The 14,399-nt window shown below is 67.7% G+C and carries 15 protein-coding genes; 10 read left to right on the forward strand and 5 right to left on the reverse strand.

Annotated elements, in window-relative coordinates:
* The first annotated feature begins 19 nt into the window (after window positions 1-19).
* Window positions 20-1,183: an acyl-CoA dehydrogenase family protein gene (locus EDD29_RS25645; protein WP_123666856.1), complete on the forward strand. Its 1,164-nt coding sequence runs from the start codon at window positions 20-22 to the stop codon at window positions 1,181-1,183.
* Between the two features lie 15 nt (window positions 1,184-1,198).
* Here the strand turns inward: EDD29_RS25645 and EDD29_RS25650 are convergent, their stop codons facing one another.
* On the reverse strand, window positions 1,199-1,507 hold the full coding sequence (locus EDD29_RS25650) for an IclR family transcriptional regulator domain-containing protein (RefSeq protein ID WP_211359897.1): 309 nt from the start codon (window positions 1,505-1,507) through the stop codon (window positions 1,199-1,201).
* Between the two features lie 280 nt (window positions 1,508-1,787).
* Complete coding sequence (locus EDD29_RS25655; RefSeq protein ID WP_246053436.1) at window positions 1,788-2,390, reverse strand: superoxide dismutase; 603 nt, start codon at window positions 2,388-2,390, stop codon at window positions 1,788-1,790.
* A 942-nt stretch (window positions 2,391-3,332) separates the two neighbouring features.
* Between EDD29_RS25655 and EDD29_RS25660 the strand changes: the two genes are divergently transcribed.
* The 4 genes from EDD29_RS25660 to EDD29_RS25675 all read left to right on the forward strand — a co-directional run bounded on the left by EDD29_RS25660 (window position 3,333) and on the right by EDD29_RS25675 (window position 6,894).
* Window positions 3,333-3,773, forward strand: coding sequence for a hypothetical protein (locus EDD29_RS25660; protein WP_148086095.1), 441 nt, complete (start codon window positions 3,333-3,335; stop codon window positions 3,771-3,773).
* Between the two features lie 311 nt (window positions 3,774-4,084).
* Window positions 4,085-4,393: a hypothetical protein gene (locus EDD29_RS25665; RefSeq protein ID WP_123666859.1), complete on the forward strand. Its 309-nt coding sequence runs from the start codon at window positions 4,085-4,087 to the stop codon at window positions 4,391-4,393.
* Between the two features lie 441 nt (window positions 4,394-4,834).
* Window positions 4,835-5,158: a hypothetical protein gene (locus tag EDD29_RS25670; RefSeq protein ID WP_148086096.1), complete on the forward strand. Its 324-nt coding sequence runs from the start codon at window positions 4,835-4,837 to the stop codon at window positions 5,156-5,158.
* Window positions 5,159-5,328: 170 nt separating this feature from the next.
* Complete coding sequence (locus EDD29_RS25675) at window positions 5,329-6,894, forward strand: phospholipase D-like domain-containing protein (RefSeq protein ID WP_170201569.1); 1,566 nt, start codon at window positions 5,329-5,331, stop codon at window positions 6,892-6,894.
* 7 nt (window positions 6,895-6,901) lie between these two features.
* Here the strand turns inward: EDD29_RS25675 and EDD29_RS25680 are convergent, their stop codons facing one another.
* Both EDD29_RS25680 and EDD29_RS46440 read right to left on the reverse strand, forming a co-directional pair.
* Window positions 6,902-7,669 (reverse strand): transposase family protein, encoded by a 768-nt coding sequence (locus tag EDD29_RS25680; protein WP_123662701.1) that lies wholly within the window; start codon window positions 7,667-7,669, stop codon window positions 6,902-6,904.
* Window positions 7,670-7,861: 192 nt separating this feature from the next.
* Window positions 7,862-8,902: a Rossmann-fold NAD(P)-binding domain-containing protein gene (locus tag EDD29_RS46440; RefSeq protein WP_148086097.1), complete on the reverse strand. Its 1,041-nt coding sequence runs from the start codon at window positions 8,900-8,902 to the stop codon at window positions 7,862-7,864.
* Window positions 8,903-9,044: 142 nt separating this feature from the next.
* Between EDD29_RS46440 and EDD29_RS25690 the strand changes: the two genes are divergently transcribed.
* The 5 genes from EDD29_RS25690 (at window position 9,045) to EDD29_RS25715 (ending at window position 13,347) form a co-directional block, all read left to right on the forward strand.
* A complete protein-coding gene (locus tag EDD29_RS25690; RefSeq protein WP_123666863.1) occupies window positions 9,045-9,410 on the forward strand; it encodes a MerR family transcriptional regulator in 366 nt (121 codons plus the stop codon).
* A 46-nt stretch (window positions 9,411-9,456) separates the two neighbouring features.
* The gene (locus tag EDD29_RS25695; protein ID WP_123666864.1) at window positions 9,457-10,458 is read left to right on the forward strand and encodes a zinc-binding dehydrogenase; all 1,002 of its coding nucleotides are present in this window, start codon (window positions 9,457-9,459) and stop codon (window positions 10,456-10,458) included.
* 90 nt (window positions 10,459-10,548) lie between these two features.
* The gene (locus EDD29_RS25700; RefSeq protein WP_211359898.1) at window positions 10,549-10,809 is read left to right on the forward strand and encodes a hypothetical protein; all 261 of its coding nucleotides are present in this window, start codon (window positions 10,549-10,551) and stop codon (window positions 10,807-10,809) included.
* A gap of 630 nt (window positions 10,810-11,439) precedes the next feature.
* The gene (locus EDD29_RS25710) at window positions 11,440-11,868 is read left to right on the forward strand and encodes a VOC family protein (RefSeq protein ID WP_123666865.1); all 429 of its coding nucleotides are present in this window, start codon (window positions 11,440-11,442) and stop codon (window positions 11,866-11,868) included.
* A 69-nt stretch (window positions 11,869-11,937) separates the two neighbouring features.
* Window positions 11,938-13,347, forward strand: coding sequence for an MFS transporter (locus EDD29_RS25715; RefSeq protein ID WP_281281031.1), 1,410 nt, complete (start codon window positions 11,938-11,940; stop codon window positions 13,345-13,347).
* Window positions 13,348-13,432: 85 nt separating this feature from the next.
* Here EDD29_RS25715 and EDD29_RS25720 read toward each other — a convergent pair whose 3' ends face one another.
* On the reverse strand, window positions 13,433-14,392 hold the full coding sequence (locus tag EDD29_RS25720) for a substrate-binding domain-containing protein (RefSeq protein ID WP_123666867.1): 960 nt from the start codon (window positions 14,390-14,392) through the stop codon (window positions 13,433-13,435).
* Window positions 14,393-14,399: the final 7 nt, after the last annotated feature.

A 14,399-nucleotide genomic window follows, 5' to 3' on the forward strand; every position in this document is an offset into this window, starting at 1 on the left:
AAGAGATCAGGAGAGCCCCATGGAACGTGACCTTTTCGACCGCGAGCACGAGGAGTTCCGGGCCGTCGTCCGCGACTTCGTGGCGCGGGAGGTCGTCCCGAACCTCGACGCGTGGGAGGTCGCCGGAGCCGTCGACCGCAGCCTGTTCCGCCGGGCCGGCTCGGCCGGTCTGCTCGGGCTCGAACTCGAGGAGGGCCACGGTGGCGGAGGGACCGACGACCTGCGGTTCAGCGTCGTCGTCAACGAGGAGCTCAGCCGGGTCGGCGCCTCCTCCGTGGTGATGAACATCTGCGGCTTCAATGACCTCATCGCCCCCTATCTCGCGGCGCTGTGCACTGAGCAGCAGAAGGAGCAGTGGCTTCCAGGACTCTGCTCGGGAGAGCGGATCGGCGCCATCGCCATGACGGAACCGGGTACCGGCAGCGACCTGAAGGCGATCACCACGACCGCCCGCCGCGAGGGCGACCACTATGTGCTGAACGGCGCCAAGACCTTCATCAGCAACGGGACGCTCGCCGACCTGGTCATCGTCGTGGTGAAGACCGACCCCGGAGCGGGGTCGCGGGGCGTGAGCCTGCTGGTGGTCGAGAGCAACATGCCCGGCTTCCAGCGCGGGCGCAAGCTCGACAAGATCGGTCTGCTCGCCCAGGACACGGCGGAGCTCTTCTTCGACGACGTGCGCGTGCCCGCGGCCAACCTTCTGGGGCGGGAGGGCGAGGGTTTCGGTCATCTGCGCAGCCACCTGGTCCGCGAGCGCCTGTCCGTCACCGTGACGGCGGCGGCGTCCATGGAGGCGACCCTCGCCGAGACGATCGACTACGTCCACCAGCGCACCGCGTTCGGGCAGCGGGTGGCCGATTTTCAGGCGACCCGCTTCACCCTGGCGGAACTGGCGACCGAGGTGCAGATCGCCCGGACCTTCCTCGACAGGTGCGTCGCCGGCGCGGTCCGCCGCGAACTCACCGAGGTGGACGCGGCCATGGCCAAATGGTGGATCACCGAGCTTCAGCAAAGGGTGGTCGGCCGCTGTCTCCAGCTTCACGGCGGCTACGGCTACATGCGGGAGTACCCCGTCGCCCGCGCCTACCTCGACGCCCGCGTCGGGACCCTGTACGCGGGAACCACGGAGATCATGAAAGAGATCATCGGCAGGTCCCTCACCCGGCCGTCACACCCGGACTGACCTCTCCGGACTCCATCAGGTGCGCCGAGCGCCCTCCGGCTGCCGGAGAGCGCTCGGCGCACCGAGCGCCCGGGAGATGCCGCGTGCGGCCGCACGGACCACGGGCACGAACGCCCGCCCGTCTCCCCTGCGTTCGTGGACGACGAGGGACACCGCGGCGATCACCGCGTCTTCCGGCCTGTAGACGGGCGCGGCGATCGACTGCGCGAACACCTCGACCTGTCCGTGACTGATCGCGACGCCGGTCCTCCTGACCTCCGCCAGGACACGGCGCAGCTCGGCCGCCGAGGTGATCGTGCGCTCGGTGAAGCCCCGCAGCGGCACGGCCGGCACCCCCCCCCCCCGAGCCCGCTCGGCTCTACCCCGCGAAACCGGGCCCACCAGGTACACAAGAACACCCAAGAACCAAGAACTTCGGGAATGCGACCACTCCGAGGATGCGGGCGTCGGCCGATCCTTCTCCGTCGGGATGTCGAGTCCGCGGATGAGGGCAGCTGAATCCTGCCCTCGATGGTCGGTGCGGCGCCGGGCCGGTCAGGTCTTCTCCAGGTGACAAGATCCGATCCGACCCACCACGTGCCCGGCGCCGCGCTCGTGGGCGGCCTCAGCCGCGGGCGGCCTCGAAGCGCGCGGTGACGTCGGCCCAGTTCACCAGCGACCAGAGCTTGGCCACGTAATCGGGGCGGACGTTCTTGTACTGCAGGTAGTAGGCGTGCTCCCAGGCATCGAACACCAGCAGTGGGGTGGAGCCGATGCCGACGTTGCCGTGGTGGTCGTAGACCTGCTGGACGATGAGCTTCTTACCGACGGGCTCCCAGCCCAGGACGCCCCAGCCGGAGCCCTGGACGGTCTGGGTGGCCAGCGTCAGCTGCTTGCTGAAGGCCTCGAACGAGCCGAACTGCTCGGCGATCGCCGCGGCGAGTTCGCCCTCGGGTCGGTCGCCGCCTTCGGGGGACAGGTTGTCCCAGAAGATCGAGTGCAGGACGTGGCCCGACAGGTTGAACGCGAGGGTCTTCTCCAGCCCGACCAGACCGCCGAACTGCTCCTTGTCGCGCGCTTCTTCGAGCTGCTCCAGGGTGTCGTTGGCGCCCTTGACGTAGGCGGCGTGGTGCTTGCCGTGGTGCAGCTCCAGGATCTCGCCCGTGATCGCGGGCTCGAGCGCCGCGTAGTCGTAGGGCAGATCCGGCAGTGAGTAGGTCGACATGATCCCCACTATTGCAAATGACTAGCAACAACGACAAGCTCGCATCAGCATGGAGGCGTCAAGAACTGATCTTCGATGTCCGAAAGATGGGAGAACGCCCACTGAACGTCCAGGCGGTTCCCTCGCACCAGCCCAGTCCGTCCGCTCGCAGACAGCCTGAGCGGCGAGACGAGGGTCCGGCAGGTGGCCTTCACCGAGAGGCAGAAGCCGTCGCCGCGAGGGGCCGGGCGCCATCGCTTGTAGTCGCGGACTCCGCGGACGACCCGGCCCTGATCCACCCGGTCTTCCCGGTGGTGGCCGACCCGGAGGTGGAGTCCCGCTCATTCGCATGGCAACGGGGAAAGGAATGTAAGTTCATTACCAAGGGTGACGAGGTGCACGTGTCATCTACTCCCCCTCGCGAGGCCTCCAGGCATGGCGGTTGGGTTGCGATTGCAAACTGCGCGCAGTTCCCGTATGCGAACGTCACGACCGAGCTGCAGCAGCTCTACTCTGACGGATCGTGGAGAAAGGCGGGCACCATTGGTAAGGCTAAGGTGAAGTCCGGTGCAGGATCTGGCAGACGCGCCACGGGCCGGGCAAAGTGCTTTACCACTAAGCGCGTGACATGGCGCAGTGAGGTGACGTTCAACTGCAGGTACTGACGAAGGGCCGCACCCACGGCGATTAGCCGTGACTCCGGGTCCGCGAGCATGAAGTGATCGGTGAGGTGGGGCGTCGAGTCGGCCCTACCTCACCGGTACCCCGTTCATTACGTGCGACATGTTCCAGACCACAAGAATCGGATAAAGCGAATGGTGATCGAGCCCACAGCAATCCCGGGTGTTGAGGCAGTCCGTACTCTTGTCGCCTCGCTCCACGGCGAACTGGTGCCGCACGGGTGGGCGTGATCCCGAGGAAGCGAGCGAGGACGCCTACAGCCTCTTCGACAAGAGGTCGCTGGCCATGGACTGGCTCACGGAGGCGCAGGAGGGCGCCGCAGCACGGAGTTGGGCGATGAACGACGCAGGCCTGGGCACGGACTCGGCATCACAGATTCCGCGGGTCGCCTGGTTCCAAGTGCAGGTGACCCAACCGGTCTCCTCCGACCAGCCGCTACCAACGCAAGCCTTCCCGGCCTGTATCGACGATGTCATGGGCCGGTTGGGAACTCTGAACCTCCAGGCAGTTCAGCTACTCCTGCCAGAAGGCCGTCCGGGCGGCCCGACCAGGGCCATCGGCGACCATTTTTGGCCGGGCCCGCCCAAGAATCGAGCCGTTTTCCGATGCGTTCTCACCGAGTGGTCGCTGGACATCATCGGATGGCTGGCCGCATTCCTCGCAGAGGCGAACGTCCAGCACGGTGTCACCGCCCCGGTGCTGCTTACCGTCAACAGGAATGCATAGCACGCCAGCCGCATCTGGAGGGTCCTTGTAGCAAACAACAGAAATCCGACGGATGCGCGCCCTCAGCCGCAGAGCCTGCCCAGCGATCTGCGCGCACGCTCCTCCAAGCCGCACAACGACGAACCTGTGACCGCCGAGTCGGCCTACGAACAAGAGGAACCCCCCACACCGCTGGATTCCGGCGGTGCGGGGGGCGGGCGCCGCTCGCACTGCCCTCAGGTCTCGGCCGTCCTCATCCAGCGTGCCACCGCGACACCCTCACCGCCGCGACCGGCGAAGCCCTCTGGCAGTGGCACGACGACGTCCACCCGGTGCTGTTCACCGCCGCCCGCACCCTGGGCCAGACCGGACAAGTCCACGCTGCCATCACCGCTTACGAAGACCTGGACACCCGCACCTTCCACCACCACGGCCCCGACCACTCAGGCACTCTCGAAGCCCGGCACCAGCTCTCCCGCTGGCGGGGCGAGGCCGGGGATGTGGCGGGCGCCGCCACCGCGCTCGCCGAACTCCTCACCGACCGGCAGCGGATCCAGGGACCCGACACCCTCACCACCCTGCGCAACCTCGCCTACTGGCGGGGCGAGGCCGATAGGAGAGGTTCGGATGCGGGGCGCTGATGGCTATTGGGGTGTCGGGATTAGGTGATTTCCCGACCCCACGCCGGACCGCCTTCCCGCGACCCTTGAAACCGGACACCGGGCGACAAAACAACGCTCCGGACGGCCGTTTTCGGCGGTGAATTGGCGGGATTTGAAGACGTATAGAACGTGGGTTCCGCCCCTTCGTCTCGCTGTCGATTCCCGAAGTGTTCTTCACGGATTCTCGAAGTGCTGTGCGCGGGTGATCGCCATGTCGTTCGGGCGTGAGCCGTTCACGGGCGGGCGACGGCGGCGGGGCGTAGTACGTCTTGGTCGATCAGGGCTCGGACGCGATGCCGACCGTGCGGCATGCCAGATCCGAAGGGATGAGAGGCCTGGCGCGGCCGGTCGGAGATCGCTTGGAGGGATTCGGCGCAGAACGGCGTCTTCTCGCTCATGATCCATGGGAAATCCTCGAGGTTGAGCGCTGTGGTGGCCGTCCTCGTGTCGCTCTCGATGGGCACGGCGTGTTCTTCCGGCCAGGGGAACACCCTGCCCGATGACGACCCCGTCGGCATCAGCGTCACCGGCGAACCGCTGGAGCCGGGGAGCAAGATCGCCAAGGTCAAGAGCGGGACCGACACCGAGGGCCACTCCACGTGCACAGCCGCAGGCCGGGCGTCAGACGTCAAGACGTACACGCTCTCGATACGCCAGACCGCGAACGCACCGGAGGCCGTCTTCGAGTACCACTACGCCGACGCCATAACGAGGACAGGTGAATGTCGCCCTTCCGGGGCTTGACTTTCGGTGGTGGGCTTTCCGCACAGCGGAGCGTTTTTCGAGGTATGCAGAAATTTATAGATTGCGGGTGGCGTGCGGCGGATCGTGTGATTATGCGAGGCATGCAGCCTTATCCTCAGGACGAAGTCGGAAAGCCGAAAACACCCTATCTGGATGCCGTGATATCGGAATTGAGGAAGGTCTCGCCCGGGCTGGAAGAAGTGGTCTGGGAGCTCACGTCGGGCAATAAGCTCGACAGCACCGAAGACGATCCGGCCTCATGGATCTCCCAGGTGCCGGACGTCTGGGGCTGGAGCAAGGACAAGCCCGTGCCCAAAGGCGCGGACAAGCCCGGGATCAAGGCGCTGCTCGCCAAGATCCGGGCGGCGGTCGCCGGGGCCGGCCGCAGCGTGGACGTGTCGGGTTTCGGCCCGCCGAACGTCTTCGGCTCCCCCTCCGAGCCGTTCCCCGACGGCGTGTTCCACGCCGAGATCGTCGCCGGGCTGAAGGTCGCGGCCCGCGCGGCCGCGGTCGCCGAGAGACGGCTCAAGGTGCGGATCCTCACCGGCGTGCCGGGCTTCGACGTGACGGCCTCGCCCTGGGCCTACCGCGACAAGCTGAAGCGGGACATCGGCGCCGACGCGAAGGTCATCGACTTCACCATCGCGTCGATGACCACGCGCGGCATCTCCTCCTACAACCACACGAAGTTCCTCATCGTGGACGGCGTCTTCGTCCTCCACGGCGGCATCAACTGGATGGCGAACTTCTACGTCGAGGACGGCACGTACGGCAGCCGCGGCTTCGGCGGTGGCGCCCCCGTCACGGACGTGGACATCGCGCTGCGCGGCCCGGCCGCCCTGTCCGCAGGGAAGTTCCTCGACCGGCTGTGGAAGTGGACGTGCGAGAACGCCACCCTCGAAGGGGAGGCCGGTTACGGCGCATGGCTCTCCACGAACGGCGACCGGATCGAGGAGGCCGCGCAGAGCCTCTACGAGGGCGTCGAGGCCGAGAAGCCGGGCACGCTCCAGGTGCTTTCCGTGGGCAGCCTCGGATACGGCATAGAGAAGAAGGACACCAAGTCCTCCTACGAGGCACCGCCGGCCCGCGCGATCGAGGCCGCCGCGTGCTACTACCGGCTCCTCACGGCCCGCAAACAGAACAACGAGACCAACACCGACCGCGACTTCATGACGGTCAACCCGGACGCCAACGCGCTCCGGGCGCTGGTCGCCGCGGCGAAGAAGAAGATCGTGCTGTCGCAGCAGGACATCAACGGCTTCGCGGCCTTCCCGCTGTACCACGCACTGTACGACGTGCGGTTCCTCGATGTGCTGGCCGCGAAGATGACCGCGGACACGCCGGTCAAGGTCAGGATCGTGATCAGCAACCCGGGGGCGCCCGACTATTCCAACATCCCGGACCTCAGGTACCCGGTGGCGGCGCTGCTGAGCCGCGTCGCGCTGAAGACGGGCTCGATGGACCACGCGCACCGCGTCCTGTCCGCGCACCTCCAGCTCGCGCCGCTGCGGGTCGGCGACGAGGCGACCTGGCCGGGCGGCTACAAGTACCGTCTGCACACCAAGATCGTGCTCGTGGACGACACGGCGTTCTACGTCGGATCGCGGAACGTCTACCCGGACACCACCCAGGACCACGGTTTCATCATCGAGGACGCCGCCGCGGCCAAGCAGCTGTGCACCGCCTTCCTCGACAAGCAGTGGCTGTACTCCAAGAAGGCCGCCGTCTACGACTGAGCCTTTTTCATCGTGCTTCGCGGTTGGCGAGGACGGCGATGGCTTTGACGAGGTGGCCGGCTTTGGAGGGGCTGCACCGGAGTCGGTGGAGTAGTTTCCATGACTTGAGCTGGGCGTTCGCCCGTTCGCCGGGTGCGCGCAGGCGGGCGTGGGAGCGGTTGGCCTGCTTCTGGGAGGCGGGTTTGCCGCGGCCCTTGTAGGGCGTGATCACCACGCGGGTCTCGGCGCCCTGGTAGCCCTTGTCGGCAAGGACAGTGATTCCGGTCTTGTGGAGCTCGCGCAGGATGCCCCAGATCCGTGCGGCCGTCAGGTCGTGCGTCCGGCCGGGCAGCGCGCCCGAGGTCCACAGGATCTCCCCGTCAGGGCCTGCGATGACCTGGATGTTCACGCCGTGGTGGCGGTGCTTGGCCGAGTAGTACGGGCGGTCTGCGGCGACGCGGTCGGTGCGGATGAGTGTCCCGTCCATGACCAGCAGGTGCAGCCCGTCCCGCACGGCCCGGCGCAGCACCTGTGTCAGCTTCGGCGACCGGGACGACAGCAGCGCGACGACCTCCTCGACATACCGCCAAGCCGTCGAGATCGACACCTCGAAACCAGCCCCCAACTGCGCGAACGTTTCTCCCTTGCGCAGGTGGACCAGCACCAGCAGCGCCTGCCGGCCTGGATTCAGCAGCCGCCAGGCCGAACCGATCGCCCTGCGATGCCGACGGATCAGCCCCGCGACGTAGTTCAGCGTTGAACGCGACAAATCGACGGCAGCACGATAGAACAGCACCGAAGCTCCTGGTCGAGACGGGTGTTGGTTGTGGTGATCAACCCATCTACCAGGGGCTTCTTATCGTTTGAGGCCGTTCCGGGAACCCGCGGCCATGCTGTGATCAGCCCACCCGCACCCAGGATGAAAAAGGCTCACTGGGAGGCGTCGAAAGCCATCTCCGGAGAACTGCCCGGAGAGATCCCCAAAGTCTCAAAACTCTGACCGAACGCGACGAAAGCCGCCGTTATCCATCTCTTGCCCTGGCCCTCGCCTGTTCCGGACAGGCGAGGTTCCAGCGAACCGTCTGGACATCGCCGACGAGACGACGAGCCCCGCGCCGGCACGCGTCGTGACTCGCCTCCGGGCCGGGGCCCATCTTGCCGAAGTCCCGCGGCCCCATCGCGGCCTGGTCCCGGCGAGCGTCAGGCCGGAGACCACCGATTCGTGGGCGTCGCGGTCGATGATCAGCTCTTCGTGCGGACCGGCGACGGCGAGCATCGCGCTCTTGACCGAAAGGGAGGATGCCGCGCGAGGCTCGTAGTCGAGCTCGCCGCAGCCGTCACGACGCTCTTCTACCGGGCCGCGACCCGGTGTCAGCGGAAGACCGCGGCGTCGCGCCGGGCCCAGTCGGCGAAGGTGCCGGGGCGCGGCCGGGGATCTTCTCGACGTCGGGGCTCGGGGTCCCTTCGCGGGGGTCGGGGTGCCGAGCGTGGTGTCGGCCACCGGGGCCGGCATGAAGGCGAGCATCTGCTCACGGACCTCCTCCCGGCTCTGCTCGACGAAGGAGACGGGCGCGCCGAGGACCGCGGCGATCGCCGCCGCGCGCTCACGTGCGGCGGTCGGCGTGGGGCCGGTCGGCTCGTAGCGCGCTTCCTCGTGGCCCGGCCGGATGAGCACGGACGCGGCCACGGCCGCGATGTCGTCGGGGTCGACGACGGGGAGGCCGACCTCGCCGAAGGGCGCGGCGACCGTCCGGGCCGTCCTGACGGACTCCGCCCAGGCGTAGGCGTTGGAGGCGAAGCCGCCGGGACGCGGGATCGTCCAGTCGGTCCCGGAGGCCATGACGGCCTGCTCGAACGCCGCGAAGGCCGTGCCGTGGGACAGGGAGTCCGAGTGGGTGACCACGCCCTGCGCGGAGAGCAGAACGATCCGGCCGTACCCGGCGAACCGGGCGACGACCCCGGCGGGATCGCCCGCCGTCCTACATTGCCTCAGGGCCGACGAACACCCCGCCGCAGGCGCACTGATCACGCCGTCCGTCCCGGCGGGGGAAGCTCGGATGCTGAGTGGTCGGCTCCGGAAGTCCTTCGGGGGCTGACCGGAGCACTGACGAGCACGTCATCAGGGCGGCCGGTGCTGGAAGATCGCTGTCCTCCCGGACGTTGCCCCGGATATGAAGATCAGCGAAGCCTCCCGAGTGAGCGGTGTGAGTGCAAGATCCTTGCGGCACTACGAGGACGAGGGTTTGATCGTCTCTGGTCGCTGCAGTAACGGGTTCCGCGACTACTGCCGGTCCACGATCGACCGGGTACTCGTCATCCGCTCGCTGCGGGAGTCCGGACTGCCTGTGCGGTTGATCCGGGAGGTTCTGCCTCATCTGACTGACGAACCCGATGTCGGCACGGACGTGGTGTGCGCGGAATTCCTGCACGAGGTGCAGAGCTACCGCGATCGGCTGGCGGCACGCATCGCCGTTCTCAGTGACCAGCAGGCGGCACTCGACACCTACCTTCGCGAGGCCCGTCGCACTGACCCATGACAGCTGCTTGACCTTGACGTATGTGTCAACGTCCTACGTTCGCCCCATGGAGATCTACGAGCAGCAGACCGTACGAGCACTGATCCAGGCCTCGCACCGGGGACCGGAGGACCTGACCCTTGCGACCGACCGGCGCCGCCCTGCTCCAGGGTCTGGGGAGTACCTGATCCGCGTCGGTGCCGCCGGGGTCAACTTCGCGGACGTCACGCAGACACACGGAACGTACGCAGGCGGCCCGCAGGCACCGTACGTGGCAGGTTTCGAAGCCGCCGGCGAGATCGTGGGTGTCGGCCCGGACGTCGAGAGCCCGCTTCCGCTCGGCACCCATGTCGTCGGAGCCGGCCCGGGCGCCTTCGCGCAGTACATGACGATGCCGGCCGCGGGTGTCCTTCCCGTGCCGTCCGGCTGGAGCGACGCCGAATCTCTCGGCCTGGTGCTGAACTGGGCCACCGCCCTGGCGGCGCTGAAGCCGTTGGGCGAGATCAAGACCGGTGACGTGGTGCTCGTTCATGCCGCGGCCGGCGGCGTGGGGCAGGCCGCGGTCCGTCTCGCCCGCCACTACGGTGCCCGCGTCATCGCCACCGCGTCCCCGGCCAAGCACACCACCGTCAAGTCACTTGGCGCCGACGAGATCCTGGACAGCCGACACCCCGATCTGGCCGCGGAAATCACCCGCCTGACCGGCGGAGTCGACCTGGTCCTGGAATCGGTGGGCAAGGCCACCTTCGAGACCAGCCTGGCGGTCACCAAACCCTTCACCGGACGCGTCGTCGTGTTCGGCGCCGCCTCGGGCCACGCCACACTGACCACGCACGACCTGGTCTTCACCCACCACATCCAGATCAAGGGCCTGCACATCGGTGCGCTGGCGGCCACAGCCCCGTCGCTCTATCAGTCGCTGCTCGTCGAGATCGAGGCGCTCATCGCCCAAGGCGTGTACCCGCCCGGCACTCCCCAGGTTCACCCCCTGGCCGAAGGTCCCGAGGTGCTGCGGCAACTCGAAGCCGGCCAGACCAGTGGCAAGCACGCCCTCGATCCCTGGCGCTAATTGGTCGGCTCCAGGGTGGGCAGCGGCCCTGGCCGCTGCCCACCCTGATGTGCCGCACACAGTCCCCGGAAGATGGGCCGCCCTCCGTCCATGCCCGCGTGTTCCGCCGTGCCCGTAAAACTGACCGCCCTCTTCTCCATCGCGCAGCGCAAGGTCGTCTCACCCGACGACTTCATGAACCTCGACGAAGTCCGGAACCGGCTCCGAGCATTCGAAGACCGCTACAACGCCACGGCACAGCCGTTCCAGTGGAAGTTCACCACCACCGACCTGGACGATCTGCTGACCAGACTCGACCGGCACACGATCACCGACCAACAGGAAGAATCATTCACCGCACTCGCAGCATGATCAATCCCTGAAGGATTTCTGGAGCCGACCACTGAGTCCAGCTCCTGCGCAAGGCCGCCGCGGCGGTTGGCGCGAGAGCTGTGGGCCTTGTCCGCGCGAGCCCGGTCAGGGGAGGTGCGGGGCCTGCCGGGCCCGGACCGAAGCACTCTGATCTTGTCCAGGACGGGCCGGAACTGCGGGCTGTCGCCCCGCTGCCCGCCGGCTCCTTCTGCGCGATCGTGCGGGCCCGGAACGGGCAGAAGGTCGGGAGCACCGACTCCCCACCGCCGGCTCCAGCACCTGCCGGGGCACCAGCGAGATCAACGCCCCCAGCCCCACCGGATCCGTCAGCCGGCCCGGCCCACCGACCTTGATCCGCTCCACCACCCGGCGGACGCCACCAGCACAAACCCCTAACTGAACGACATTGGGCCCCGGCCCGCAGGCGGGGCCGGTCGGGAGTCGTCGTCCGGTACGGACGCCGGCCGTCCGGGCGCTGGTGCGCATGTCAGGACAGATGTGATGCGGACACCCTTAGGTTGCGACACTAATCATGGACGCCGTCGCCGGTGATGCGGCAGTGTTATTCAGGCTTAGTGGAATTCCTGGCCGCTGCGCAGCGACCGAGTCCTATTTCGTCGAGGGGAAACGATGACCGCCGGCACCAAGACCAAAAAGCTCGCCTACAGCCTGCACCACGCCAACATCCCGGTGACCGATTTCGAGCGGACCACCGATTGGTACTCGAAGGTGTTCGGGTTGGAAACGATCAGCATCAGCAGGTTCGTCGAGAATCCAACGACCCTCCTGATGAGCAACGGGAACTTCCATGTGCACTTCGAGCTCTACCCCGAGGTCGTGATTCCGCGCTCCACGTTCGAGCACCGGACCGGGGCCATCTTGTACCACTTCTGCATCGAGGTGACCGACTGGGACGAGTTCATGGCCCACCTCGACGAGCTCGGCATCGAGCGGTACGACATGAAGGTCCGCCCGCAGGACAACTCCAAGTCGTGCGACATCCTCGACCCCGACGGCCACCAGGTCGAGATCGCCTGGCACGGCAATCGCGACTGGTGACGCCCGCCTGAGTCCCGGACCGCCGGGCTGGGAACCCGTTCCCACGCACCATCCAGAAAGTGCGACGTGGTGCCCTGTCCCCGCGTCGCAGAACTCCCGCGGCGACGCGACCGGATCCGGTCGCGTCGCTTTCCTTTTCTATTCCGCCGTTGTCCGCCGCACGCCCCGAATGCGGCGTCGAAGTGGCGCCCGAAGGCGCGGCACGACCGTGCGCGAAACGAGGATTTCTTGATTCACTCCTTGCGGGCTCTCTCCGTCCGCAATTATCGCCTCTATGTGGCCGGCGGACTCGTCTCCAACCTCGGCACGTGGATGCAGCGGATAGGCCAGGACTGGCTCGTCCTGCAGCTCACGGACAACAGCGGTGTGGCGGTCGGATTGACCACCGGGCTGCAGTTCCTGCCGACGCTGTTCCTCTCCCCCATCGCCGGCGTGCTCGCCGACCGCGTTTCCAAACGGCGGCTCCTGCAGTGCACGCAGCTCATGATGGCCGTTCCGTCGCTTTTGCTGGGAATTCTTGCGGTGACCGGCGCCGCGCATCCCTGGCACGTCTACGTGATCGCCTTCGTCTTCGGCCTCGCCTCCGCGTTCGACGCGCCGGCCCGGCAGTCCTTCGTTCCCGAGATCGTCGGCGACGAGCTGCTGACCAACGCCGTGGCGGTGAACTCGATCTCGTGGAACGGCGCCCGCATGGTCGGGCCCGCCGGAGCGGGGGCCCTGATCGCGCTTCTCGGCGGCAGCGCATCGGCCGCCGGCTGGACGATCCTCGTCAACGCGATCAGCTACGCGGCGATGATCGTGGCACTGCAGTGCCTCGACCCGGCCGGCCTGAACCCCGGCCACCGGCCGAAAGCGCGACGCCGCCAGGTCCTGGACGGCCTCCGGTACGTGCGCAGCCGCCCGGACCTCTCTCTGGTCTACTTCGTGATGGCGTTCGCGGCCACCTTCGGCATCAACTTCCAGATCACCTCGGCGCTGATGGCGACGAACGTCTTCCACCGCAGCGCCGACGGGTTCGGCGCGATCGGCTCCATGCTGGCGGTCGGCACGTTCGCCGGAGCCATGTGGGCGACCCGGCGGACGACGATCACCGCCAAGGTGGTCGTGGCGGCCGCGCTCTGCAACGGCGCCGCCCTCTTCGTCGGCGGCCTCATCCCGTCCTACGGTGCGTTCCTCGCCTGGACGCCGCTCATCGGCCTTTCGTCGATGACGATGGTCACCGGTGCCCAGATGTGCGTGCAGCTGTTCACTCCCCCGGAGTTCCGCGGCCGCGCGGCCTCGTTCTTCGTGCTGCTGTCCCAGGGCGGCGCCGCGCTCGGCGCCCCCGTGATCGGCTGGGTCGGTGAGTTCTTCGGTGCCCGCTGGACGCTGCTCGGCGGCGGCCTCGTCATCGTGACGACGGCCCTCATCGGCTCCGCCGTGTTCGGCAGGCGCGAGGGCGCTGCACAGCCCGAGCCCAGTGAGACCGCACCTTCCTGATCCGGCGCGAACGAAGGGGGGCCGGTCGGCTGTCGCCGACCGGCCCCCTTTTCCCCATCCTCGGAGGTCCCCACCTCCGGAGGTCTCAGCGGGCGAAGAGCTCCTCCAGGCTCAGCCGCCGCGGTGTGATCCGCTGGTGCTCGGCGTAGCCGAGGAACTCCTCCAGCGTCACCCGGCTGGACTCCACGCCGTAGGGCCAGACGTCGGCGCCCAGGAACTTCGTGGTGCGGTTCGCGTTGGACGTGGTCCACGGCAGCGGGTACATCGACACCGACACCTGCGTCGCACGGGCGACGGCCCGGTCCTTCGCCTCGGTGAAGAGGCGTACCAGGGCGTCGGCCACCTGCGGGCGTCCCTCCAGGAACTCGCGCCGCACCGCGAGCCCGTGCATGATCGGGTAGATCCCGGTCGCCTCGACGTAGGACATCTCCTCGAAGGTCCACTTCGCGAACAGCCGCTTCACCGGGCTCTTGCGGCCCTTGAAGCTCGCCGGGGGCGCCGAGCTGATCACGGCGTCGAGCCGTCCGTCGGCGAGCATGGCGTCGAGCGACGTGTCCCGCACCGAGGTGATGTCGAACGGCTCACGCCGGACCGGACGGTCGCTGCCGCCGGGCGTGTCGAGCCCTCCTTCGCACCACTGGACGTCCTCCAGCTTGATCCCGTACCGCGAGGCGAGCAGCCCGCGGGCGAAGACGCCGCCGGTCTGCACCCAGTCGGTGACGCCGATCCGCTTGCCGGCGAGATCGGCCGGATCCTCCGAGGCGTCGGCGCCCACCCAGATGGCGCCGTGCCGGAACGCGCGCACCAGGAAGACCGGCAACAGGACCAGGGAGCCGTCTCCGGCGCCGATCCGCTCGGTCACCCGGGCCAGCGACACCTCGGCGGCGTCGAACTCACCGCCGGCGAAACGCTCGAACACCTCTCCCGCCTTGTCCGTCACCGTGCAGTCCAGCGTGACGTCGGGAGACGTCACCCGGCCGTTCCACAGGTCGCGGGTGTGGTCGTAGTCGGCGAATCCGACCCGCACCACGGGTGCTTCGGTCATGGACATG

The organism is Actinocorallia herbida (assembly GCF_003751225.1).
GTDB classification, from domain to species: domain Bacteria; phylum Actinomycetota; class Actinomycetes; order Streptosporangiales; family Streptosporangiaceae; genus Actinocorallia; species Actinocorallia herbida.